Raw genomic sequence first — 24,454 nt, forward strand, 5'->3', positions numbered from 1 at the left:
AACCCGCAGGGCCACCCACCTACACGCCGGTGCGCACTAACTGAACGGTATTGCGCCTAGACGCGCCTAGACGACGTCGCCCACCCTGTCGGCGTCCTCGCATGCCAGAGCGGGCGACATCTGCTGTAGCGCTCCCGGCAACACGGCACTCTCGGGTTCGGCGGCGTCGACGGTGACCGACTGCGCGTCACGCCGCCCGAACGCCGCCGCGACAATCGCACTCCACGGCGAATACACGATGGCGACGGCGACCGCGATGACCGCCATGATGGCGACGGCGTCGAGAATGTAGTGGTTGGCCGTGATCATCACCACGAGGATCGTCGACACCGGGTACAGCGCGCCGAGCACCCGCACCCAGGTCCGCTTCGCGTACAGCACGATCATCAGGCCGCACCAGATGGCCCAGCCGCAGTGCAGCGACGGCATCGCCGCAAACTGGTTGCTCAGCGAGTCCGGTCCCGGCGATCCCGACGGACTCCACCAGCCCCACGACGACGTCTCCGCGAGCGTGTCGACGAAGCCGTCGTACATGCGCGGTGGGGCCGTCGGCATCAGGTAGAAGCCGGCCAGTGCCATCAGCGTGGTGAGGATCAACACGAACGACCCGCGCCGGTACCCGGCCTTGTTGGTGATGAACAGCCACGCCGCGGTTCCGATCGTCATCCACCAGTGCAGCGTGTGATAGTGCACCGACGCGACGTCCCGGACGATCGTGAAGTGCTCGCCGAGCCGGTTCAGCGACATCTCGACGTCGATATGCAGTTTCTTCTCCAGGTCCAGGACGGCGGTGCCGTGCCGGAACGCCGGCTCGACGTCCTTGCCGCCGAGATTGCGGATGTAGGAGTAGATCCGGTAGATCGAGTAGATCACGGCCAGCTCCAGCCACCACCGCGGCACGGAGAAGTAAGTCCGCGCCCAGGTCAGCCACAAGAACACACGCGCACCACGGCCCGCCTGATCAGCGGGCCGGGTCTGCGATTCGTCTTGAGCCGTTATGGACATGGCCTCCCCACCGGTAACGTCTGGGTGAAATCTTCAGGAACACGAATGTGCGACTCACCAAGGACCAAGAGTAACGCCTGGGCGTCCGGTGAAGGTGGCGGCCCACGGCGACAGGCCCGTCAGATGCCGTTCTGCCAATGCAGGTCCGGTTCGTGGACGATGTCGGCCACCGACAACAGCCCGAACCGGGGCGGGACCACGGTCGGTGTCGGGACGAGAAGCGGAGCCACGCGAACCCCCTTTCCTGGTCGGGGGGTTATGCGGGGACGCCGCCGTTGACGAGCACCTGCGCAGCCGCGGCCGCGCCACGCACACCCAGCGGCAGGGTCACGTTCAGCGACTCGTAGCCACGCTTGTGCACGAGCAGCTTCTCCTCCATGAACAGCCGCAGGTAGTCGTTGACCTTGGTGTTCTGCGAGTCGTACACCGAGTCGAGGTTGACGATCGGGCCGCGGCCACGCACGAACGTGCCGGCCGGGTACACCAGGGCATTCACAGTCGTCGGGAACGCGGTGATCGGGGTGACCGCACCGAATCCGGAGGGAACGCCGGTGAACGCGTCCTGCCAGTCGTACACCCACTGCACCCGCGCCTTGCGGACCGCGAAGAACGCGTCGATCTGGGCGTCGGACACCTGGTTGGGGTTGCCGTCGGCTGTGGTCCGCAACGCCAGATCCGACCGCAGCACCGTATGCACCCAATCGGGCATCACCACATCCATCCACATCGCCTTCGGCGCGCGGAACCCGTACCGCATGTTGGTGATGACCAATTCCAGTCCGTTGAGCACCGACGCGGTCGCTGACGGTCCGACCGCCGCAGACATGTCGTGCGGTGTCGACGCCGCGACCATTCGGGCGATCGTGGACGCGTTGATGCGGTGCGCGTGCACCGAAGTCACCTCCTCGACAGCCTGCTTGGTGGTTGCCGGGAACGCGTGGTCTTGCAGGTTGTCGACCACGATGCCCGAGTACACGACGTCCAGTCGGGTCTCGGTGTCGCCGGGGCAGGTCGGCCGGAAGAACACCTTCTCGGTGTTGGCGATGGCCTGGGCCTCGGTCTGGAAGATGCCGGCGTTACCTGCCCACACGGTGCGGAAGCTCAAGCCACCCATCGTGATGATGCCGCCGTGGGTGACAGCGATCTCCGGGACGTTGACCATGCCCTCGGTTGCGGTCGACAGTGACGGCAGCAAATCCCAGAGCCGGTCGGACGGTGCGCACCACCCGCCGGCGGTGAGGGAACCGCCGGGGAGGTTGGACTGATCGACGGCGTACGCGATGACGTCGTCATCGTTCTTGCCCGAAGCGACCAGTTCCGACGGAAAATTGTGATGGATTTGGGCGATGCGGTGACGGATGGTGACCGCCTCTTCGCCGTGTGCGCGGGGGGCCAGCTCACCGTTGGGCAGTCGCAGGCTGGTCGGCATCGCGTTGAGCCGGTCGGCGGCCGACGCGATCATCTCCTCCACCGTGAGCGGGTCACCGGCCGAATGGTCGTGAAGGTTGCCGGCCGCGGTGATCGTCGGGCCCCGCTGCTCGGGGCGCACCGGGGCAGGGGCTTTCGCCGCGATCCGCCCCAGATTGAACCGGCGCCGCGGCCCGGTCGCAGCGGCAGCGACAGCGACAGGCTCGGCGGGAGCGTCGACGGTGGCGGCAGGTTCGGGCTCAGCGGGAGCATCTACTCCGGCGGCAGGTTCGTCGTCGACGGTGTCGACCACCTCGGCGGGCGCCTCAGTGTCGAGGTCCTCGACGGCGCCCGGTTCGGGGTCCGCGGTGGTGGTTGCCGACAGCACCCGCGCCGCCAGATCGTCGCGGACCTCACGCACACGCGCCGACTCGGCCACCAGATCGGTCTGCACCCGCTGCGCCGCATCAGCAACGTCAGCGAGAAGTTCCAGTCCGAGAACCGATTCGGCGTCCTCGGGTTCGGCGGCGACGAGCGCACCGAACCGGTCGGCCACCTCATCGAGCAACGCCACCACATCGGCGCCGGTCACCCCGGCCTCGGTCAGCGCGGCAACAACCGCTTCCTGCCGCTGCGCGGGGGTGTCCCCCGACGCGACATCGAGCAGGGCCTGCAAATCCAGATCAGCCACCGGGGCCTCCAGTCTGAGAATCAAACCTCTCAGCCCGGCCCCAACCGCCAGCAGCTATCTACTACGGCCAGGATAACCCCAACCGTGCCAGTTACTTCGCCACCTGTGTGATCTGGGCGTAATGCCCGGCATGCTGCAACGCGTCCCGACGGGCCTCGGCCTCGGTCAGGAACCGCTTCACCGTCCCGTCCGGGCGATGCGACTCATGCACAATGATCCGCCGCGCCGACCCACCACAATTGCAGCCCACGATGACCTATTTCAAGTGCGCCGGCTTGAACGGCGCCTTCGCCAAATCGCCGGTGACGATGTCGAGGCCTTCGGTAAGAATGTCGAACGCCTCGGTAGCCGACTTACCGGCCGCATACAACTCGTCGCGACGATCGAGTAGCGGCCTCATTTCGTTGCAAGACAAGACAGCGATCACAGCGACCGCTGTCTTGTCGTTGGTCCACACCGTCAGGTCCAACTCCGGATCTATGACAGCCCACCGGCCCGGACCTTCGTAGGGCCAGCTGTCGTACCCGGGGATCACCGTATATCCGAGCGCCTGGTCCCTGAGCTTGTCTTCGCTGATCATCGCATCTCCTTAGATCACTCCACTATAGCTCTGACAACGGTCACGGCAGGTAGTCTGCGTCCACCTCCCACACCCCATTCACCTTCCGGATCCTCGTGATCTGGAAGGTCGCGTTCCGAGGTAGCAACGACTCCTCCTCAGACGGCAGAGTCGACAGGGGGTCCTGGTGGTTCACATCGCCGGCCATGTACACCGTCTTCGTTCCCGCCGGCGCCATGATACGAATCTGTACGGGGAAGTCCGAGGTGTTCATCGCAGCATCGGCCGACGTCGACGTCGACGTGTACGCATGGTTCGTCCACTTCGCGCCCACCAGGTGTGAGAGGTCATCATTCGGTCCGGTGATCCCCAACTGCGAAAACTCATGCCACCGGGTACCGCGCGACAAAAACACCGAATCAGCCAAAGGCGGCGCATCATCGAAACCCTGATCCAGTTGCTTAATCCGTTCCTGATACTGCTTGTTGGAATACGAGAACGTATGCCCGTCGTGGCTCTTGACCACGAGCGGATCACGAATCTTCGACGCGTCACCATCTGTTGCACGCAGCGCCGCATTCACCGACTGGTAGCCCGAATCGGTCGAATAGACCGCGAACTCGCCAGCAATATCAGCCGGCTTACCCTTCCTGCCACCCTGCTGGGCGTAGAAGTGCTCCCGGGCCTCCGCATCCGATCCGAACGTCGTCACACCCCGCATATCGCCTTCGGCGACGTGCGCAGCTGCCTTCCGCTGCCGCATCTCCACCTCGGCAGCCTCCGCATTCTTGAAGGCCGCCCTGTATGCGGCCTTCAACGCAGCCTTCTCGTCCGGTGACGCTTTACTTCCCGTCTTGAAAGCGTCTATATACGGCTTGAAGAGTGCGTCCCTGTCGGCTACCGCAGCCTCGTGCGCCTTGGCCGCATCGAGATACTCGTCGTCAGCCTTCTTCGCGGCTGCACGCTTGGCCGCGGGTGTGGGGGCGGCCAACGCCCTGGTCGCGTCGTCATGAGCCTTCTTCGCGGCGGACAGCTTCTGGTTCGCAGCCTTCAGGTTGGCGGCCGCTTGCTCCTTATCCTTCATAGCCGCAGAAAGCGAGGCCTCCGCGTTCACTAACTCCTTGACGGCCGCGGCCTCTTTCGCCTTCGCTGCTTTGTACCCGGCCGAGTTGGTGCCTTGCTTATTCATTGCTGCAGCGGTGGCTTGCTTTGCCTTCTTGACCGCCGAGGCCGCTTTCCCCTGCGCCGACCACGCCTGGTCCTCTTCGTGGACCATGTCCGTGTGGTGGTCCTGTGCTATCTGCTGGTCATTGATCGCCTGACCGTGGGCAGCCTTCGCGTCCTCGAATGCCTTCTGCGTCTTCGCCTCGTCCAGGGCAGCAGAGGGCGCGGCCTTGGCCGGGGCGACCTTCTTCGCTGGGGCATTCTTCGCCGCGGGTGCGGGCGCCTTCTTCGTGGGCGCCTTCTTGGCCGGAACCGCCTTAGCCGGGGCCTTCTGTTGCACCAGGTCTTCGATCACCCTCTTTGAAGCATCAACCTCGGCAGCCGACTTCTTCAACGCCGGTGTCGGATGCACCCCATCCTTCGGGTTGCCGTGCGCAATCACGTCCGCATCGTGGGCGTCCTTGATCTTCTTATGCGCCGCAACCGCTTTCCCAATCTCAGAATTAGCACCCTTACGTTTCGACAATTCCGCGAGCGCCGCATCATAGGCCGCATCATTCTTCGCATGCACATGCGAATTCGACAGCAACTCAACCAACTCGTGATCCTCATACGAGGACATATTGAGCGGCTTACCGTGCCCCTTCCCCTTCGGATGCCCCTTCGCCACAATCGGCGACCCGATCGGCAAACCGTACTTCTTCGCACCCGCCGGCGTCCGCACCCTGCGCACCGCCGCCACCAACGCATCCATGTCGATCCCGGCCGCAGACAAATCCACCGGCCCCACCAGGATCAGCGACCCCACCGGACGGCCATGCAACGCAGCCTCCCGCGCCGTGGACACCACCACCGACGCCGACGCGATCACCGCCCCGATCGCCGCCGCTGTCCGCGCCTTCACCCGCCGGGCAGCCTTCTGCGCCTTCGCGCGCGCCACCACATCATCAGCGACCCGATACCACTTGGCGCCGTCGGTCATCGTCCCGTCGTCATACAGCGCTTTACCGTTGGCGTAATCCACGATCTTCCCGCCACCGGCGCCCTTCGCCGGGAGCTGGTCCTCGTCGAGCCGATCACCGGGTTCGCCGGCGGTACGGGTCGGTGTGTCGGTGTCGACGACCTCCGCCTTCGCCGCGGCCTTCGGCTTGTCCTCACCAGACCCGCCCGGTTTCGGCCCGGCCACAGCCTTCGCCACGTCCCGGCCCGCGGCCTCCGCATACTGCCCGGCCCGCTCACGCACGTCATCGGCCGCCCGCCCGGCGTCCTTCCCTGCCCGGTCGAGCCGCGCCTTCACCTTCGTCAGGTCCGCGCGGATCAGGTCACCGACCGACACCCCGTACCGTTTCGCGCCGGCCTCAGTTTTCGCGCGCCGCTCCCCTGCGGCCGACAACGCCACAGTCAGCCGCCCGGTGGCCCGCACCCGCCGATCAGCGACCGCCGACGCCACCACCGCATCCAGGCGCCCCACCGCCCGGGCCCGCCGCTGCGACCGGGCCTGGTCAGCGACCTCGGACAGCCGTGCACGGGCGAGGACCGCGCGCGTGCGCCGGTCGGCAGCGGCCGCGACGAACGCCTCCAACTCGGCCGGGGTCTGCGGCATCTGAGTGGGATCGGGTGGCACCACCACCCCCGCCGCCACCAACGCCCCCACACCACCGGCCGCCACCAACTGCTCGGTCCGCGGCACCGGGAACCCGGGCACATTCACCGCGAGCGCCGCCACCAACTCCATCGTCCCGTTGATGGTGCGCCAATCACCGGACACCCCGGCGCGCCGCAACTCGTCGATCCGGTCCTGCGGGGTGCCGGGCACCAGGCGGCCGGACAGCCAAATGCCGTGCGCGTCCTCACCAGCCCGCACCGCCGCCACCCCGGTACCGGTGTTGTCGTAATGCGCGGCTGCGGTATTCGCGTCAATGTCCCGACTGATCGGTGCGTGACCGGTGCCGAGGGTGAGGGTGCCGACAGGCAGATCACCGTCAGCGGTGGTCACCACACCCTGATGGAAGTACTTGTATCCCGTCGACGACGACGGTGGCTGCACACACTGCCCGCCGTACCCGATATGGCAGGTGCCCCACGTCGCCAGATGCCCGAACACCCGCCCGTCGGCGGTGACCGTCAACGCGGTCGGCCCTGACAGATGCGGATCTGCGAAATCGTGGCGGTCATACACCACGCCGGCTGCGGTGATGGCATCGAGAACAGCGTTCACGGGGGGCTCCTGGGCAACCTCAAAGGGGTTGCGTCCGGCCCCACCCGCCAGCAACGCGCTACTTACGTCCCAGTATTCACCACAGTGCGTCTGGCAGGTACTGCTCCTCGCGCCACGCCGGCGTCCCGAACCCCTTCGGCTTCAACGCCCGACGCCGTTTCCCGCCCGCGGTGAGGCCACGACGCCGATTCCGTTCAGCCTGCAGCACCTCCAGCAGATCGGTGTCCCCGACCTCGCGGGCGTCCTCGATCATCTCCCGCAGGTCGTCGTCGTCGAGATCACCGAGCAACGCGACCATCTCCGGATCAACCTCAGTGACATCCTCAGTCGATTCAGTGAGGTCGTCAGTGGATTCAGTGACCGGTTCAGTGAGCACCGACCGCCGATCCCACTCCCGATTCAACGCCTCATACAGTTCTGGGTCGTCGGCGAACACACTGCGGCCCAACGCCTCCAACAACTCATCATCGGAGTACCGCGAGAAGTCATCCAGGCGTGGCGCAACCGGGGCTTCCCGCTCATCGGTCAACTCCACCACCGGATCAGGAGGCGGCGCCGGCTGCCCATGATCCTCGCCCCGATCCTCCGGGTTCGCCGGCAACGCACGCTGCTCATCCTCAGCGACCTTCCGGATCGCCTCAGCGGCCTTGTCCGCGTCATCGGTCCCCAGACGTACACCGCCAGGACGGATTTCGCCTAGGCTGCCGTCCGGGCCTTGCAGGGCGTCCTGCACCGCATCAGCGTCGTACAGGATCATCGTGCACCGGCAGTTGATCGAAAGATGCCCTGGGCCTACCGGGTCGCCGGGAAAATCGAGCAGCCACCCCCCGACGCGGAACTTCCCACGCAACGGCACCGTCTGCCCGTCAGCGACCCTGTGCGCGGCCCTCGTCCTGGTGTCCTCGGTGGCCAACCAGCGCTTGTAGTAGGTGTCGCCGGTCGCCGCTTCCATCTCGATCGCCGCCGCCAACTGTCCCGAGTTGACCGCCCCGTGCGTCTCGGTGCGGGCGATCCGGCGGGCTTTCCACCGCCACTCCGACAACGACTCATCATGCGCCCGCCACAACGACCTCCGGCGGGCAGTCAACGATTCACGCCGCCACGCCGGCAGGTCCGGGTCGGCGAGCTTCCTGTCGACCTCGCCGATCTCGGCGCGCAGGGCTCGGGTGCCGGCGTCGATATTCAGGACGCGGCCGACGCGGTCGGTGACCTCCTCGATCGTCTCCGACTCCGACAACGCTTCCAGCAGCTCCGGGCGAAGTTCCTCGAACGCGCCCTCCGGCCAGATGCGTAGCCGGTCGGACACGGTCGCCAGGTATTCCTGCTGCGGCCGATACGAGCTGCCTGGGGTCGATTTGTGGATCGCGGCGAACGCCTCCCCGTACGCGATGGACACCGCGGGAAGCACGTTGTTGGCAGCGGACCGCCGCCAGTCGTTGTAGGCCGCCGACGCTGCGTCGACGGCGCGCGACGGGTGGTCGGGGTAGCCGGCCGATGTGACATTCACCTGAAACTGTTTGCGCTGTTTGTCACCTTCGCTGGTAGAGGCCATGACCTCGGCGAGAATCAGCACACGCACCGCGGCCAGCCAGTCCCGCATGGCGGTGACCACCGCCGCCTCCACACGCTCCTCCGCCCGCGCGAGACGTTTCTCGGCGGCCATCCGCAACAGCTCAATCGGCGGCTGCGGAGACAACCTGCACCTGCTCAAGATAGGCACGCAACGCAGCCGGATCGTGGACGGCCTGCCGCAGCAGCAGATCGCACACGTAGGTGTGGCATGCCAGCATCACCTGGTCGAGGTGCTCGATGTCGTGGTCGTCGAGCACCGATGGCAGACCCCACCACCGCCGGAACACCGCCGCCCACCGGTCGACCTCGGCCTGGGTGGGTGGCGGGTCGAGCACCAGATGTAGCCGATCATCGGCCACCCCCTGGTAGCGGGCCCGTTCGACCCGACCGCGGTGGTTGCGGATGGTGCGGGCCGCGGACTCGATCGTCAGGCGCACTGCAAGGTCGGCCGCGAGGAACACGCCGTCGACGTAGCGGTCGCTCATTGCGCCCACTCCGGGGTCGGTGGGGAGTTGTCCGGTGGCGGTGCTTGACCTTTCTTCCCCTCCGGTGCGGCCTCGGGTGCCGGTTCGGTCGCGGCGGGTTCGTCCTGCGCCGCCTCCCCCTGCCCGCCGCCCTTGCCGTCGTCGCCGAGGTCCAGGGTGATCCCGAGCGCCGGAAGAATCTTCGGCGCCAGATCAGTCCGCAACTTCAGCAGCTCCAGCAGCAACGTCCGTTCGGTTTCCTTCTCGTCGGGGGCGTCATCATCGCCGAACCCGTTCTCGCGGCGCACCACCGCCGCCGACACCAGATGCTTGTCGAACAGGGCCTGCGAATCCTTGGACCGATCGGGACGGATCAGGAGTTCGGTGGTGTCGAACCACACCTGATATTCGGCGGCGTCCGGCACGTTCTGCTCGTCGAGCAGCGGCCGCAGCAGGCCGACAGTGAGAGCATCAGCGATCGCCGAAACAACCGGCACCACACCAAACTTGACCTCCGATTCGCCAATTTCCCAGGCACTGTTCCCTGTGTAGGCAACCCGGCCGTTGCGACGCATCAACATCGTGTGGGTGTCGGCCGCAGTCGGGCACCAGACGGTCCCCGTGTAGTTCACAACGCTCATCGTGTTTGCTCGCGGCCGGTATCCCGCTCCGCGCGTAGACACAGTGATCCTGTGCTGGACGTGCTCTTGGAATCCCTGAACTTTGACCGATGTTCGGCTGGTTGCGTATCCGAGCAACAGGCAGGCATGCTCGAATGCATCGAGCATGGCGGGATCTTTCTGCCCGAGTACAGGATTGCGGCCTTGCATCATGTGTCCGTCGCCGCGGACAGCCGTCTCAACGAAAAGTAGTAGCTGCGCGTGCGTGAGGTCATCGATGAACGACGTGGGGACGATCCGGCCAGGCGCATGCTCCACGATGATCTCCGCAGCGGCAGCGTTGAGCTTGAACACGACCATGCCCTCAGACCCGGCCCCGCGTTCGATCTCCCGCCAACGCGGGACATTGTCCCGCGTCTTCGGATCTTGGCGCAGGTACTTGCCGACCTGCACGACGGACACGCCGACTCTCTCCGAGATTTCCCGCACAGACACACCGCCAGCGCGAAGCTCCCGCGCCTGCGCGCAACGTCGTACGGTCTCAGCGGTCGCGTACCGGCCGCCCTTATCCAGCCGGTCCGACGCCGGACCGAACAGGCGGGTAAGCGCCGCCCGGATACGGGCGCAGTTGTCTAGGTTCGCCGTGGCGGACTGGTAGATACCTACGGTCGGGGCTTTCCGGCCGGGACGTATCCCGGTTGTCCCCTCCGTGAAGTACCAGGCGACCAGCTCCACCAGCGCGTCGTCGTACTTGGCTACAGCCGATATTCCGGCATGTAGGGCGCCGCAGATGCACGCAAGGGCGACGTAAGCCGGTGTAAGGCCCATGACAGCGGTGCCGCGCATGGTTGTCGTCATGACAAATGACACGATCCCAACACCCGCCACGGCGGGAGACCTGGCCATCGAGGCCACCGGTCTGGTGAAACACTTCGGGAACACCCGCGCCGTCAACGGTGTGGACCTGGCCGTCCCGACAGGTTCGGTGTACGGCGTCCTCGGCCCGAATGGTGCCGGTAAGACGACAACCGTGAGTATGCTGGCGACTCTTCTGCGCCCCGACGCCGGTAGCGCGAAGGTATTCGGCTACGACGTCGTCGCCGACGCCGTGGCCGTCCGTTCCCTCGTCGGGGTGACCGGGCAGTACGCGTCGGTGGACGAGGATCTGACCGCGCTGCAGAACCTGATGCTGTTCGCCCGGCTGCTCGGCTTCTCCCGGGCCCGCGCGCGCAGCCGGGCCCTGGAACTGCTGGAGGCGTTCGCGCTGACCGAGGCCACCAACCGGTCGCTCAAGAACTTCTCCGGCGGCATGCGGCGGCGCCTGGACCTGGCGGCCAGCCTCATCGACACCCCACCGCTGCTGTTCCTGGACGAGCCGACCACCGGTCTGGACCCCCGCACCCGAGCCCAGATGTGGGACACCATCCGGGACCTGGTGAAGCAGGGCTCGACCGTGCTGCTGACCACGCAGTACTTGGACGAGGCCGATCAGCTGGCCGACCGGATCGCGGTCATCGACCACGGGGTGGTGATCGCCGATGGCACCGCCGACGAACTCAAGCAGTCGGTAGGGTCGACGACGCTGCAGCTGACCCCGGCCGACCGCGCCGACGCGCCCCGGGTGCTGGAAATCGTCGACCGCTTCCTCGGCGGCGCCGCGCTGAGCCCGGAGGCCGCCCGGATCACTGCGGGACTACGACGCTCCGACGTGGTCCCCGACATTCTGATCGCCTTGCGCGAGAACCACATCGAGATCGACGAGATCAACGTCCAGAAGCCGACTCTCGACGAAGTGTTCCTCACCATCACCGGCAAACCCGCGCAGCCCGACAGAACCGACAGCACCCAGGATGTGGCCTGACATGACCACGACAACACCGGCCACCGAGCCGACAACCGCGATCCGAAGCGGAGCGATCCGCACCGAAGCGGCCCGCATTCAGGCGAAAACGTCTGTGTCCCTGGCCGAGACGATCACCCAGTCGTTCTCGATGGCCTTCCGCGGCGTCCTGAAGATCGGGCACAATCCAGAACAACTCTTCGACGTCACGTTCCAGCCGATCATCTTCACCTTGCTGTTCACCTACGTGTTCGGCGGAGCGATCAGCGGTGATGTGAAATCGTATCTGCCGGTGATCATTCCGGGCATCATGGTGCAAACGGTGATCCTGACCTCGATCGTCACCGGCACCCAGTTGCGCGAGGACATGGACAAAGGCGTCTTCGACCGGTTCCGGTCGTTGCCGATCGCCCGGATCAGCCCGCTGGCCGGCGCGCTGCTCGCCGACGTGATCCGCTACTTCGTCGCGACGGTCCTGACGGTCATCATGGGCATCATCATGGGCTGGCGGCCCGACGTCCTCGGTGTGGTGGCCTCCGGCCTGCTGATCATGGTGTGCAGCTTCGCCATGTCGTGGATCTTCGCCCTCATGGGGTGCCTGATGAGCAAAGCCTCAGCAGTGCAGGGCGTTTCGATGATGATCATGTTCCCGCTGACGTTCGCCTCCAACGCGTTCGCCCCCGCCGACACGATGCCAGGCTGGTTGCAGGCGTGGGTCAAGGTCAATCCGGTCAGCCACCTGGTCAGTGCGGTACGCGACCTGACGGCAAACGGACACTTCAGTGGTCACGTCGGTTGGTCCCTGTTGGGCGCGGCGATCGTCACGGCCGTCTTCGCTCCGCTTGCGGTGCGCGCCTACATGCGTAACGCCTAGCGCCGCAACCCTACCGGCGACCAACCCGGGTCAGCGGTCGCCTATCAGGTCCAGAATCGCTTCCTTGGCCTGACGTTTCGACAGCCGTGCGGCCTCACCGCACACCACCGCCCAGGCGGTCTCGGTCAGACCCGAGATCGCCTGGGCCTGTGTCATCCCACGATGCACACTCGGCAGGTCCTGTCGCGCACCCAACCGAAGTCCCAGCGCGATCAGACGAGCACCGGCGGGCGCATCGCCGTCCGGACCCGCGCACAGGAGCCATCCGAGCGTCACCGCGATCGTGGCTCCCTGCGGGAGGTCGAGCCAACCATCGCCGCCGAGCATGGACCGCAGCGCCGAGTGCAGAACGTCGAGGAACTCCCCCGCCTGATCCACTCTGCCGCAACCGATCATCCCGGCCACCGCGTTACTTGTCAGCAGCACCGCCCCCGGGTCCGCGGCCACATACGGGTGTTCGCGGCAGATGAGCACCGCAGCGCGCCCGAACGCCTCGGCGGCCCGCTCCTGATCTCCCCGGGCGTGACGAATCTCGGCCCAGGTCAACATCATTGCCGTGGTCACCTCCGGATGGCCCTGTGGATCGGGCGCTTCGACGCTCCAACCGTCGGCAAGCGGGGCGAGTTCCCGCTCGGCCTCGTCGAGACGGCCGAGCGCGACGAGCGCGCAAGCCAGATAACACCGGGACCCGGACGCATCCTCGTACGCCGACAGCCGGTCCAGATCGGCGATCACCGCGCGGTAGCAGTCGACGGCGCGATCCCACTGTCCGCGTTGCCCGTAGATTCCGGCGACGCTCATCCTGGGCATGGCATGCAACCACACGTCGTCGTGGTGCGCCGACTCCTCGATCATCGCGAGCCCGTCGGACAGCGCCAGATCCAGCGAGCCCGCGTTCTCCCGCACGTTCATCCGCAGCCCCCGCGCCAACATAGCGACCTTCGGTGAACCGCGGCGCACCCCTTCGGCGATCAGACGCGACGCCGCGGTACCGCTGCGGCTGAGCAATAGCGCGGACAGGAAGTCGGTCGGCTCGATCAGCCGAAGTCCCGGCGACTGCAGGCGCCGCAGCAGCATCCGGCCGATGGCGATCAGCCGGATGTTGCGGTGCATCGACTGGTGCAATGTCGCCGCCAGAACGGTGGCCTGCCAACAGCGGCGGAGTCGCTCGGGCAGGCCGGCGGACGGTCTGGGCAGGATCGGCACGATCCGTTCGCTCCATGCCAGTACCTCGGCGTGCAGTCCGCGCACCACCCAGGTCGCCGACAGCACCGGGAACACCGTCACGATGGTGGTGGTAGCCTCTTCCGTTCGGTCGCCGCCGATGATCGCGGTGCAGCGCCGCAGCACCCACACCAGGTTCTCGGATTCTGTGTATACGGCTTCCAGAAGTGCGAGTGGCGCGAACCGTTCCTCATATTCGGCGATCGCTGCCTCGGCGAAACCTCTGGCCCACCGGCAGATCGACGCGTCGACCAGAAGTGATGCATCCGGATCGTTCGCCAGTTTGGCCTCACCGAACTCGCGGACCGTCTCCAGCATGCGGTACCTGATGTGACCGCCGTCCTCCAGCACACCGAGCAACGACTGGTTGACCAGCGCATCGAGAGTCTCATCGAGGCGGAAGCCGTTGTAGCCCAACATCACCGACGCGGCATCCGCGGTGAATCCGGCCGGGAACCGGCACAGCGCACAGAGCGCGGCGCGCGCGTCGTCGCCGAGCAGGTCCCAACTCCATTCGATGACCGCGTACAGGGTGCGGTGCCGGTCGGGCGCACTACGATCGGTGCCTCGCAGCAGCGCGAACCGTTCTTCGAGCCGGGCGGTGATCTCGGCGACCGACATGGTCCGGATGCGTGCTGCGGCAAGCTCTATGGCCAACGGCAGGCCGTCGAGTTGCTCGCACAGTTCGGCGACCGCAGCGGGCTGAAGCGTTGCGGCCGGCCGGATGGCCCGGGCCCGGCGTTCGAACAGTTCGGCCGACGCGCCGTCGACGCCGCCGCCCAGCGTGGGCAGTTGGTAAATGCGTTCGGCGGTCAGCATCAGTGGCGATCGGCTCGTGGTGAGCACACACAGATTCGGACCGGCCGCAAGAAGATCGGCGACAATGGTGGCACACCGGCCGACGACCTGTTCACAGTTGTCCAGGATCAGCACCGCGTCCAGTCCGCGCACCGCGTCGACGGTCCGGGCCGCGAGATCACCTATGTTGCGCCGTGGCCGTCCGCTTGCGGAGAACTCCGATTCGCCGACACCGAGCGTCGCGGCGATGGCGCTGACCACGTCGTCGTCGTCGCGGATCGGTGCCAGCGGCACATAGAAGACACTGCGGCCCGCCCGGGCCAGTTCGGCGCCCACCCGGTGGGAGACGCGGGTCTTGCCGACCCCGCCGGGCCCCTGCACGGTCACCAACCGGTATCGGTCGAACAGCGCCACGATGCTCGCGATGTCGTCGTCACGTCCGATAAGTTCGGACGAATCCGACACCACGCCGACGGCTCTCGAATGCCAGTCCCCCGCAGCCGAATCCTCGTCCCGGTCGGCGGACACAGTGGCGACCCCGGGTTCGCTTGTGCCGGTGAGTAATTCCGCGTTGAGCCTGAGCGCCTCCGGACCCGGGTCAACGCCCAGTTCGCGCGAGAGCGCGCGCCTCAGTCGCGCGAAGACCGACAACGCCTCGGAGTTCCGCCCCTCCCCGGCCAGTGCACGCATCAGTGCCACATGCGCCGACTCATCCAGTAGATCTGCCGCACATAGTTTTTCAGCGATATCACGAGCTCCGGAAAAGTCCCGACGAGCCAGCAATACCGACATCAGCCTGCGATCGATGTCTGCACGAACAGCGGCCGCCTTTGCCCGAAGTTCACCGGCGACATCACCGATTCCGGTCCCGCCCAGGTCTTCTCCGGGAATCCCACGCCACCAGATGGCCGCCGCGTCCAGGTCCGACGGTTCTGCGGATCTGGCCAGCTCGGCCACGATGTCCAGGTCGGTCCGGCATCGGACGAGCCGGTAGCCACCGGCAACGCCTTCGATCGCCGAATGCCCCACCACCGAGCGCAGCCGCGAGATCTGGGTATGCAGGGCCGCACCGGGCGATCCGGGCAGCGTGTCGCCCCACACATCGTCGATGAGGCGTTCGGCTGTCCGCACTCGTCCCCCGGCCAGTGCCAGGGACACCAACAACCGCCGGGCGCGCAGACCGGCGACGGGTACCAGATCTGCGGGCGCCACCGGCACCGCGCCGTCGGACGTCGCCTCGTCAGATCCGGCGCCCATGTCCGATCGCGCGACGGCGACCGGACCCAACAGCCCGATCACGATCGCGGTGGCGGATTGCACCTCCGACGTCGACACTTCGTCCAGAGTACGCAGCCGGGCAACCGATTTCAGGATGGGCGATCAGCCGGTCAGTGCAGCGCTTTCTCCAGGTCGCCGAGGAGGTCGTCGATGTCCTCGATGCCCACCGAGAGGCGGACGAGGTTGTCGGGAACCTCCAGCAGCGAACCGGCCGTCGAGGCGTGCGTCATCGCGCCCGGATGCTCGATCAGCGACTCGATGCCGCCGAGCGACTCGGCCAGGGTGAACACCTCGGTGCGGGCACAGAAGTCCTGCGCCGCCTCCAATCCGCCGTTGACCAGCACCGACACCATGCCGCCGTAGCGGCTCATCTGCTTGGCCGCGACGGCGTGGCCCGGATGATCGGCCAGACCCGGGTAGAGCACCTTCTCGATCTTCGAATGTCCGGCCAGGTATTCGACGACGCGTTCGGCGTTGTCGCTGTGCCGGTCCATGCGGACGGCGAGCGTCTTGATGCCGCGCAGCGTGAGGTAGCCGCCGAACGGTCCCGGTACCGCACCGGCACCGTTCTGCAGGAAGGCGATGTCTGTGTCGAGTTGTTCGTCGTCGGTGATCAGCGCACCGCCGACCACATCGGAGTGCCCACCGAGGTACTTGGTGGTCGAATGCAGCACCACGTCGGCCCCCAGCGCCAGCGGCTGCTGGAGGTACGGCGAGGCAAAGGTGTTGTCCACCACCAGTTTTGCGCCCGCACCGTGCGCGATCTCGGCGAGCACCGCGATGTCACCGACGTTGAGCAGCGGGTTGGTGGGGGTTTCGATCCACACCAGCTTGGTCTTGTCGGTGATGGCGGCGCGCACGGCGTCGGCGTCGGTGATCGGGGCGACCGAGTAGTCGATGCCCCACTGGGTGAACACCTTGTCGATGAGCCGGAACGTGCCGCCGTAGGCGTCGTTCGGGATGACCAGGTGATCGCCCGGGCGCAGCGTGGCGCGCAGCAGGGCGTCGGTGGCGGCCATCCCCGAGGCGAAGGCCCGGCCGAACACACCGCCTTCGAGAGCGGCGAGGTTGGCTTCGAGGGCACGCCGGGTCGGGTTGCCGGTGCGTGCGTACTCGAACCCGCCGCGCATCCCTCCCACACCGTCCTGGGCGAACGTCGACGACGCGTAGATGGGGACGTTGACAGCGCCGGTCAGCGGATCGGGATCGTATCCGGCGTGGATGGCCCGGGTGGAAAAGCCTTGGCTCATTGTAGGAAGTCCTATCCGACGAAAGGGTGTGTGCTGACGAAGGCGAGCAGGTCGTGGCGGGTGATGACGCCGACGGGTTTACCGTCGTCGACCACCATCAACGCATCCGACTCACTCAAGGCCTTGGTCGCGGCGGAGACCGGTTCACCCGAACCGATCAGGGGGAATGGTTCGCCCATGTGCGCCGACACCGGGTCGGCGAGGTTGGCGCGGCCCTCGAAGACGGCGCTGAGCAGGTCGCGTTCGGTGACCGCACCGGCCACCTCACCTGCCATCACCGGTGGTTCGGCGCCGACCACGGGCATCTGCGAGACGCCGTACTCACGCAGGATCTCGATGGCATCGCGCAGGGTTTCGGACGGGTGGGTGTGCACCAGGTCGGGCAGCTTGCCGCTCTTACCCCGCAGCACCTCGCCCACCAGCGGCTCACCGGTGGCCTTGCCGTCGAGGGTGGAGCGCAGGAAGCCGTAGCTGCTCATCCATTTGTCGTTGAAGATCTTGGCCATATAGCCGCGACCACCGTCGGGCAGGAGCACCACGACCACCGCGTCGGGGCCTTCACGTTCGGCCACCTGCAGCGCGGCGACCACCGCCATGCCGCAGGAGCCGCCCACCAGGAGTCCGTCCTCACGGGCCAGGCGCCGGGTCATGTCGAACGAGTCGGCGTCGGAGACGGCGATGATCTCGTCGGGGATCGTCGCGTCGTAGGCGGCCGGCCAGAAATCCTCACCGACGCCCTCGACCAGGTACGGACGGCCGGTGCCGCCTGAGTACACCGAGCCCTCGGGGTCGACGCCGACAACCTTGACCTTGCCGCCGGAGATCTCCTTGAGGTAGCGGCCGGTGCCGGTGATGGTGCCGCCGGTGCCGACGCCTGCCACGAAGTGAGTGACCCGGCCGTCGGTATCACGCCAGATCTCCGGGCCGGTGGTCTCGTAATGGCTTTGCGGCCCTGCGGGATTGGCGTACTGGTTGGGCTTCCACGCACCGTCGATCTCCCGGACCAGCCGGTCGGAGACATTGTAGTAGCTGTCGGGATGCTCCGGCGGAACGGCCGTGGGACAGACCACCACCTCGGCGCCGTAGGCCTTGAGCACGTTGCGTTTGTCCTCACCGACCTTGTCGGGACACACGAACACACACTTGTAGCCGCGCTGCTGCGCGACGAGGGCCAGACCCACACCGGTGTTACCCGAGGTCGGTTCAACAATGGTGCCGCCGGGCTTGAGCTCGCCGGAAGCCTCGGCCGCGTCGACCATCCGGACGGCGATACGGTCCTTGCTGCTGCCGCCGGGATTGAGATACTCGACCTTGGCCGCGACCAGACCTGAACCGGGTTTCACCACAGAATTGAGCTTGACGAGCGGTGTGTTGCCCACCAGGTCGACGACGTGATTCGCGATGCGCATTCCTCCATGGTCCCACTTGCGGCCGCGGACCCCGAAACCCACCCGAGGTATCCGCGCGCGCCGCACAAAAGGCACCCGGCCGAGTGGTCGCGGTCGGCGGCATACCATTGCGCCGAGGCCGTGAAGTAACGTGTTTCACATGCCAGAAGCAGTGATTGTCGCCCATGCCCGTTCCCCCATCGGCCGCGCCGGTAAGGGATCTCTGAAAGACGTTCGCCCCGACGAGCTCTCGCGCCAGATGGTGGCCGCGGCGCTCGCCAAGGTGCCCTCCCTCGACCCCAAGGACATCGAGGACATCCACTGGGGTATCGGACAGCCCGGCGGCCAGGGCGGCTACAACATCGCCCGCGTCATTGCCGTCGAACTCGGTTACGACCACATCCCCGGCGTCACCGTCAACCGCTACTGCTCGTCGTCGCTGCAGACCACCCGCATGGCGCTGCACGCCATCAAGGCCGGTGAGGTCGACGTGGTGATCTCCGGTGGTGTCGAAAGTGTCTCCAGCTTCGGTATCTCCGGCGGTGCCGACGGCGCCCCCAACTCCAAGAACGCCGTGTTCGACGAGGCCGTCGCGCGCAGCGCGAAGACCTCCGAGGGTGGCGCCGGCAGCTGGCACGACCCCCGCGAGGACGGTCTGATCCCCGACGTCTACATCGCGATGGGCCAGACCGCCGAGAACGTCGCCAGCTACACCGGCATCTCGCGCGAGGACCAGGACCGCTGGGGCGTGCTGAGCCAGAACCGCGCCGAGGCCGCCATCAATGCCGGCTTCTTCGCCCGCGAGATCGACCCGGTCACCCTGCCCGACGGCACCCAGGTGTCCACCGACGACGGACCGCGCGCCGGCACCACCTACGACAAGATCAGCCAGCTCAAGCCGGTGTTCCGGCCCGACGGCACCATCACCGCCGGTAACGCCTGCCCGCTCAACGACGGTGCCGCCGCGCTGGTCATCATGAGCGACACCAAGGCCAAGGAACTGGGCCTGACCCCGCTGGCCCGCGTCGTCGCCACCGCCGCGACCGGCCTGTCGCCCGAGATCATGGGTCTGGGCCCGATCGAGGCGATCCGCAAGGTGCTGCGCATCTCGGGCATGTCGCTCTCGGACATCGACCTCGTCGAGATCAACGAAGCCTTCGCCGTGCAGGTCCTCGGTTCGGCCAACGAACTGGGCATCGACCACGACAAGCTCAACGTCTCCGGCGGTGCGATCGCCATCGGTCACCCGTTCGGCATGACCGGCGCCCGCATCACCACCACCCTGCTCAACAACCTGCAGACCCACGACAAGACCTTCGGCATCGAGTCGATGTGTGTCGGCGGCGGCCAGGGCATGGCGATGGTTCTCGAACGTCTCTCCTGATCCACGAAGTAACCAAAACCGCCCCGGAGAGATATCTCCGGGGCGGTTTTGGTTGCCGATTGCTTCTACCGACGACTAGTCGGAGTTGAAGTAGCTGAGCAGTCGCAGGATCTCGATGTACAGCCAGACCAGGGTGACGGTAAGGCCGAGCGCGACACCCCAGGCGGCCTTCGACGGCGCACCCGCACGGATGAGCCGGTCGGCGGAGTCGAAGTCGAGCAGGAAGCTGAACGCGGCGATGCCGATGCAGACCAGCGAGAAGATGATGGCCAGCGGGCCGCCGTCACGCAGACCGAAACCGCCGTCGGTGAAGAAGCTCGCGACGAGATTGCCGAGCATGAGCACGCAGACGCCGATCATGCCGGCGAACAGCATCCGGGTGAACCGCGGCGTGACGCGGATAGCGCCGACCTTGTACACCACCAGCATCCCGAAGAACACGCCGAACGTGCCCAGGACCGCCTGACCGATCAGCGCTCCCGCCGACGTATCGCCGGAAACCACGAAGTTGGCGAAGACGAACGAGATCGATCCGACGAACAGCCCCTCGAACGCGGCGTACGCGAGCACGATGGCCGGGTTGTCCTGCTTGCGGCCGAAGGTGGCGATCAGTACCAGCACCAGACCACCGATCGCACCGAGTGCCATCAGCGGGGTGGCCAGCGCGTCGTTGGAGTCGACCAGGAAGTACGACACGATGGCCGATACCGTCAGGACGCCGAGGGTGATCGCGGTCTTGGTGACCACGTCGTCGACCGTGAGCTGGCGCGTCGCAGGCTGCGTGGGCTGCTGGTATTGCTGGGCGTACGGGTCGTACTGCTGCCCGTGCTGGTTGAACATCGCGCCCTGGGCCGCACCCGCGGCCCCGGCGCCGAAACCGGCAAAGCCGGTCTGGTTATCGCGGACCACGCCGCGCATAACCGGGTTACTACTCTCTCTCACCACAGGCTCCTTCTGGGTAGGGCGTCTGACTCGATCAACGTGTGACGGCCGGATAGGGTTCCGACTTTACCTACTCTTGACCATCCCGTGTGATGCGCCGTCCCGACGAGCGTGACATACCGCGCCCACCCATCCCCCGGCACAACGCCGTGAACATGTGCTCGGCATGGCCCAGGTCGTCGTCCCACCCCAGATCGGGACGACAGATCATCAACGACGCGATGCCGTGTGCGGCAGCCCAGAACTCGAGGACCCCGGCATCCGGATCGCTGCCCACGAGTTCCGAGACCGCCTCGTGCAGCCGGACGAACGGCGCCGATGCCGTCAACTCGTCACCCTTCGGGCTGTGGTCCTTCCGTGGCGTCCTGGCATCGAGCAACCTGTACAGAGCCGGAGCGCCGACAGCGAACCGCACATAGGCCACGCCCATCCGCACCAACCGCTCGAGCGGATCCTCCACGCCCTCGCACGCGGCCGCAAGCACGCCGTCGATGTTCTCGAAGTAGCGTGACCACACCGCGTCGAGCAGTTCCTGTTTGTCGGCGAAATGCAGATAGATCGACGGCGGCGTGACGCCGACGCGGGCCGCGACCGACCGGATCGACACCGCCGAGTCGTCACCGGCGTCGATGAGCAATTCGATGGCGGCGTCGACGATCTCGCCGGCGAGCCGGTCGCCGGAACCGCGCGGGGAACGACGCCGGACCATCAGGATCGCACCGTCATGATTCCGCCAGACCGATCCGCTGGTGCAGCTTGCGCAGCGGTGCCGGTGCCCACCAATTCAGGCGCCCCATCAGCCGCATGAACGCCGGCACCAGCAGCAGCCTGATCAGCGTGGCGTCCATGAGTACGGCGATGGTCAGGCCGACGCCGAACATCCGCATGAACGACACGCCCGAGGCCGCCATCGCCGCGAACACGATACTCATCAGCAGTGCCGCGGCGGTGATCACGCGGCCGGTCTTGGCCAGGCCGACGGCCACGGCGTGGTCTGCGGCCTCCCGACTGCCGTCGGAAGCCAGGAACTCCTCGCGGATACGGCCGAGCAGGAACACCTCGTAGTCCATCGACAGGCCGAACGCGATGCAGAACATCAGCACCGGCATGGTGTCCACAAGATGGCCGGTCGCGACGGTCCCGAAACCGCCGAGGTGACCGTCCTGGAAAATGAACACCATCGCACCGAAAGTCGCCGACAACGACAGCACGTTCAGCACCAACGCCTTGAGCGGCAGTACCACCGAGCCGGTGAACAGGAACAACAGGATGAACGTGGCGACGGCGATCACGCCCAGCACGTACGGCAGGTGCGCGAACATCGAGTCCAGGGTGTCGACGCTGTTGGCCGCAACCCCCGTGACCCGTGCGGTCATCCCGTCGGGAAGCTCGACGGCGCGCAGTGCCCTGACCAACTCCGCGGCCTCGTCGCTCGTCGGTTCCAGCGACGAGGACACGGTGACGATCGCGACGCCCTCGGAGGTGTCGGCCGCATCCCCCTCGGCCACCTGCGCGCTCTGGACGAACAGTCCGGCCGACGACGTCACCGCGTCGACGCCCTTGACCCGTGACAGGTCCTGGCTGTAGCTGCGCAGCGCGAAGCTGTTGGGATCGTTGGCGCCGGTCACCACGACCGTCGACACCCCCGACAGGTTCTGCTTGTAGCCGTCGCGGATCTCCTGCTGCACCTCGTGCGAGGTGGCCGACTCCGGCAGCACCCGGTCGTCCGGGAAACCGAACTTGATCGACAGGAACGGTGCGCCGAGAAGCGCCAGCAACGCGACGACCGCGATCACCACCAGGACCGCCCGGCGCATCGCGAACTGACCGATGCGATACCAGACCGTGTCCTCGATCGCGCCTTCGGCGCCGGTTCCCGCCGGACGTTCAGGGCGGCGCAGGAGCCTGCGCACCGGTCCTCGGACGTCGAGACTGTCGATCCGCGGCCCGAGCACCGCCAGCAGTGCCGGAGTGAGGATCAGTGCCGCAGCGAGTGCGACGGCCACGACGCCGATTCCCGCATAGGCGAACGAACGCAGGAAGTACATCGGGAAGATCACCAGCGCGGCCAGCGCCAGCGCCACGGTGACGGCCGAGAACAGCACGGTGCGCCCCGCGGTGGCCATCGTCGCCACGATGGCCGCGTCCCGGCTGCGTCCGGCGCTCAGCTCCTCGCGGTATCGGGTCAGCAGCAACAGCGTGTAGTCGATGGCAAGCGCCAGCCCCATCGCCGTCGCGAGATTGAGCGCGAAGATCGACACATCGGTGAAGAGGGCGACGAGCCGCAGGTAGGTGAAGGTGAGCACGATGGCGAAGATGCCGATTCCCACAGGCAGCGAGGCCGCGATCAACCCACCGAACACGAAGATCAGCACGATGAAGGTGATCGGGATGGCGATGGCCTCGGCGATCGCCAGGTCACGCGCGGATTGGGAGTTGACCTCCGCGTACACCATCGCCTGACCGCCGACCCGGATCCGGATCCCGTCCCGTTCGCCGGTGAGGCGTTCGGCGAGTTCCTCCGCGTGTATGGGGGCGTGGTCCTCGCCGCCGGACAGGTTGACCACGATCTGCGTCGAGGACTTGTCCGTGCTGAGCAGCCCGGCTTCCAGTTGCGGCTGGTCCCAGATCGACAGGATCGGGTCCTGAACGTAGTCGATGGTCTTGAGCTCGTCGATGATCTGCCTGCCGACGGCCGTGGCGGCCGAATCGGTGGAGATATCGGTGCCCAGCTCGGTGTCGAGTTTGATGACGACCTGCAATCCACCCCGGTCGAAGCGCTGGTCGAGCATTTTGTCGGCGACCGCCGATTCGGAGGTCGGGTCGCTGAATCCCCCGGCGAGCAGGTCTTTGGCAGCGCCCACCCCGTATATCCCGGCACCGATGAACAGCACCAAAGCGATCAGCAGCACCCGCTTCGGTGCCGCGATGATCGCACGCGTCAGACGCTCTGGCATGGTGTATCCCCCTGGTCGGTCATGGTGCGGCCCCGTCATGTGTTGTCGACTGTGTGTTATCGGCGTTAAGTTAGCGGCAATAACCCACAGGTGGCAACCCCCGCAGGACGCGGCCGGCACCGACCGTTTGTCGCTCCGATATGACCACTCGCCGCAGCCTGTTGACCGCTGACCGCGCATCCCCCGAACGGCTCCTCCCGAAACAGCTGTTCGTATAGACAGGGTACAAAGTCCCGTCTACTGTCGAGTGGCACGTGGCACATGCACATTGATCTCAGGGGGTCACCGATGAGCTCACGTGAACTACCCGCGCCCACATTTACGCGCGGCGACCAGTCCTTTCCCGGCGTCCGGATCCAGGTGGTAGCCGGATGACCGCGCCCCGCCGCGTCGTGATCGTCGGCACCGGAATCGCCGGCATTACCGCAGCAGAAACTTTGCGTTCCAAGGGATTTGACGGCATCATCACCGTTTACGGGGCCGAACCGGAGTTGCCCTATCATCGGGCGTCACTCTCCAAGGACCTTCTCGACGCGGATCTGTCCCCGGAGGCGGTCGCACTCGGCGACGCCGATTTCTGGGCCAATCGACGCATCACGGTGGTCACCGGCACCAGCGTGGTCACCGTACGCCCGGGCCATCGCAGCGTCGTCCTCGATACACGCGACGAGGTTTCCTACGATGCGCTGATCCTGGCCACCGGGGGTGTCGCGCGGCGCCCGCACTGGATGTGGCCCGGCGTCGACGCCCTACCGGCCCGCCGCGACGCCGTGGCCCTCCCGGCCGCGATGCGCCCCCACCACCCGCCCATCATCGGCG

General features: G+C 66.5%; 17 protein-coding genes. 4 read left to right on the forward strand and 13 right to left on the reverse strand.

Going from position 1 to position 24,454, the window contains the following annotated elements:
- Positions 1-66: 66 nt before the first annotated feature.
- The 7 genes from Q0627_RS16130 to Q0627_RS16160 all read right to left on the reverse strand — a co-directional run bounded on the left by Q0627_RS16130 (position 67) and on the right by Q0627_RS16160 (position 10,558).
- Positions 67-1,005 (reverse strand): phosphatase PAP2 family protein, encoded by a 939-nt coding sequence (locus Q0627_RS16130; protein WP_291019729.1) that lies wholly within the window; start codon positions 1,003-1,005, stop codon positions 67-69.
- Positions 1,006-1,261: 256 nt separating this feature from the next.
- A complete protein-coding gene (locus tag Q0627_RS16135; RefSeq protein WP_291013806.1) occupies positions 1,262-3,103 on the reverse strand; it encodes a major capsid protein in 1,842 nt (613 codons plus the stop codon).
- A gap of 256 nt (positions 3,104-3,359) precedes the next feature.
- Positions 3,360-3,683 (reverse strand): hypothetical protein, encoded by a 324-nt coding sequence (locus Q0627_RS16140; protein WP_291013809.1) that lies wholly within the window; start codon positions 3,681-3,683, stop codon positions 3,360-3,362.
- 40 nt (positions 3,684-3,723) lie between these two features.
- A complete protein-coding gene (locus tag Q0627_RS16145; protein ID WP_291013812.1) occupies positions 3,724-6,699 on the reverse strand; it encodes an ADP-ribosyltransferase in 2,976 nt (991 codons plus the stop codon).
- A gap of 421 nt (positions 6,700-7,120) precedes the next feature.
- The gene (locus tag Q0627_RS16150) at positions 7,121-8,707 is read right to left on the reverse strand and encodes a phage minor head protein (RefSeq protein ID WP_298811406.1); all 1,587 of its coding nucleotides are present in this window, start codon (positions 8,705-8,707) and stop codon (positions 7,121-7,123) included.
- Between the two features lie 10 nt (positions 8,708-8,717).
- Positions 8,718-9,101, reverse strand: coding sequence for a hypothetical protein (locus Q0627_RS16155; protein WP_291013816.1), 384 nt, complete (start codon positions 9,099-9,101; stop codon positions 8,718-8,720).
- Positions 9,098-10,558 (reverse strand): hypothetical protein, encoded by a 1,461-nt coding sequence (locus Q0627_RS16160; RefSeq protein ID WP_298811409.1) that lies wholly within the window; start codon positions 10,556-10,558, stop codon positions 9,098-9,100. The genes Q0627_RS16155 and Q0627_RS16160 overlap by 4 nt, the downstream gene beginning before the upstream one ends.
- On the opposite strand from Q0627_RS16160, the gene Q0627_RS16165 reads away from it, so the two are divergent.
- Together Q0627_RS16165 and Q0627_RS16170 are read left to right on the forward strand one after the other, a co-directional pair.
- Positions 10,557-11,561 carry an ATP-binding cassette domain-containing protein gene (locus Q0627_RS16165; RefSeq protein WP_298811411.1) on the forward strand — a complete coding sequence of 335 codons (1,005 nt, stop codon included), beginning with the start codon at positions 10,557-10,559 and terminating at the stop codon, positions 11,559-11,561. The two genes, Q0627_RS16160 and Q0627_RS16165, sit on opposite strands and share 2 nt — an antisense overlap.
- Before the next feature lies 1 nt (position 11,562).
- Complete coding sequence (locus Q0627_RS16170) at positions 11,563-12,414, forward strand: ABC transporter permease (protein ID WP_291016264.1); 852 nt, start codon at positions 11,563-11,565, stop codon at positions 12,412-12,414.
- Between the two features lie 30 nt (positions 12,415-12,444).
- On the opposite strand, the gene Q0627_RS16175 is transcribed toward Q0627_RS16170, so the two are convergent.
- From Q0627_RS16175 to Q0627_RS16185, 3 genes are read right to left on the reverse strand one after another with little or no spacing between them, the layout of a single operon-like run.
- Positions 12,445-15,771: a BTAD domain-containing putative transcriptional regulator gene (locus Q0627_RS16175; protein ID WP_298811414.1), complete on the reverse strand. Its 3,327-nt coding sequence runs from the start codon at positions 15,769-15,771 to the stop codon at positions 12,445-12,447.
- A gap of 53 nt (positions 15,772-15,824) precedes the next feature.
- On the reverse strand, positions 15,825-16,964 hold the full coding sequence (locus Q0627_RS16180; protein ID WP_298811417.1) for a cystathionine gamma-synthase: 1,140 nt from the start codon (positions 16,962-16,964) through the stop codon (positions 15,825-15,827).
- 11 nt (positions 16,965-16,975) lie between these two features.
- Positions 16,976-18,373, reverse strand: a complete 1,398-nt coding sequence (locus tag Q0627_RS16185) for a cystathionine beta-synthase (RefSeq protein WP_291014579.1) — start codon at positions 18,371-18,373, stop codon at positions 16,976-16,978.
- 139 nt (positions 18,374-18,512) lie between these two features.
- Between Q0627_RS16185 and Q0627_RS16190 the strand changes: the two genes are divergently transcribed.
- Entirely contained in the window at positions 18,513-19,736 is a 1,224-nt protein-coding gene (locus tag Q0627_RS16190) for an acetyl-CoA C-acetyltransferase (protein WP_291014582.1), read from the forward strand.
- Between the two features lie 75 nt (positions 19,737-19,811).
- Here Q0627_RS16190 and Q0627_RS16195 read toward each other — a convergent pair whose 3' ends face one another.
- The 3 genes from Q0627_RS16195 to Q0627_RS16205 form a co-directional block, all read right to left on the reverse strand.
- Entirely contained in the window at positions 19,812-20,678 is an 867-nt protein-coding gene (locus Q0627_RS16195) for a Bax inhibitor-1/YccA family protein (RefSeq protein ID WP_291014584.1), read from the reverse strand.
- A gap of 70 nt (positions 20,679-20,748) precedes the next feature.
- Positions 20,749-21,387, reverse strand: coding sequence for a TetR/AcrR family transcriptional regulator (locus Q0627_RS16200; RefSeq protein WP_298811422.1), 639 nt, complete (start codon positions 21,385-21,387; stop codon positions 20,749-20,751).
- A 13-nt stretch (positions 21,388-21,400) separates the two neighbouring features.
- Positions 21,401-23,635, reverse strand: coding sequence for an MMPL family transporter (locus tag Q0627_RS16205; protein ID WP_291014589.1), 2,235 nt, complete (start codon positions 23,633-23,635; stop codon positions 21,401-21,403).
- Positions 23,636-24,006: 371 nt separating this feature from the next.
- On the opposite strand from Q0627_RS16205, the gene Q0627_RS16210 reads away from it, so the two are divergent.
- Positions 24,007-24,454: FAD-dependent oxidoreductase (locus Q0627_RS16210; RefSeq protein WP_298811426.1), on the forward strand; the 448-nt coding region annotated here is incomplete at its 3' end.

Source organism: uncultured Gordonia sp. (assembly GCF_937858515.1).
Lineage (GTDB): Bacteria > Actinomycetota > Actinomycetes > Mycobacteriales > Mycobacteriaceae > Gordonia.

Coding starts and splice junctions, on each gene's coding strand:
- Q0627_RS16130 (WP_291019729.1), bottom strand. CDS start 1,005: ATGTCCATAACGGCTCAAGACGAATCGCAGACCCGGCCCGCTGATCAG.
- Q0627_RS16140 (WP_291013809.1), bottom strand. CDS start 3,683: ATGATCAGCGAAGACAAGCTCAGGGACCAGGCGCTCGGATATACGGTG.
- Q0627_RS16150 (WP_298811406.1), bottom strand. CDS start 8,707: ATGGCCGCCGAGAAACGTCTCGCGCGGGCGGAGGAGCGTGTGGAGGCG.
- Q0627_RS16155 (WP_291013816.1), bottom strand. CDS start 9,101: ATGAGCGACCGCTACGTCGACGGCGTGTTCCTCGCGGCCGACCTTGCA.
- Q0627_RS16165 (WP_298811411.1), top strand. CDS start 10,557: ATGACAAATGACACGATCCCAACACCCGCCACGGCGGGAGACCTGGCC.
- Q0627_RS16160 (WP_298811409.1), bottom strand. CDS start 10,558: ATGACGACAACCATGCGCGGCACCGCTGTCATGGGCCTTACACCGGCT.
- Q0627_RS16170 (WP_291016264.1), top strand. CDS start 11,563: ATGACCACGACAACACCGGCCACCGAGCCGACAACCGCGATCCGAAGC.
- Q0627_RS16180 (WP_298811417.1), bottom strand. CDS start 16,964: ATGAGCCAAGGCTTTTCCACCCGGGCCATCCACGCCGGATACGATCCC.
- Q0627_RS16185 (WP_291014579.1), bottom strand. CDS start 18,373: ATGCGCATCGCGAATCACGTCGTCGACCTGGTGGGCAACACACCGCTC.
- Q0627_RS16190 (WP_291014582.1), top strand. CDS start 18,513: ATGCCAGAAGCAGTGATTGTCGCCCATGCCCGTTCCCCCATCGGCCGC.
- Q0627_RS16200 (WP_298811422.1), bottom strand. CDS start 21,387: ATGGTCCGGCGTCGTTCCCCGCGCGGTTCCGGCGACCGGCTCGCCGGC.
- Q0627_RS16205 (WP_291014589.1), bottom strand. CDS start 23,635: ATGCCAGAGCGTCTGACGCGTGCGATCATCGCGGCACCGAAGCGGGTG.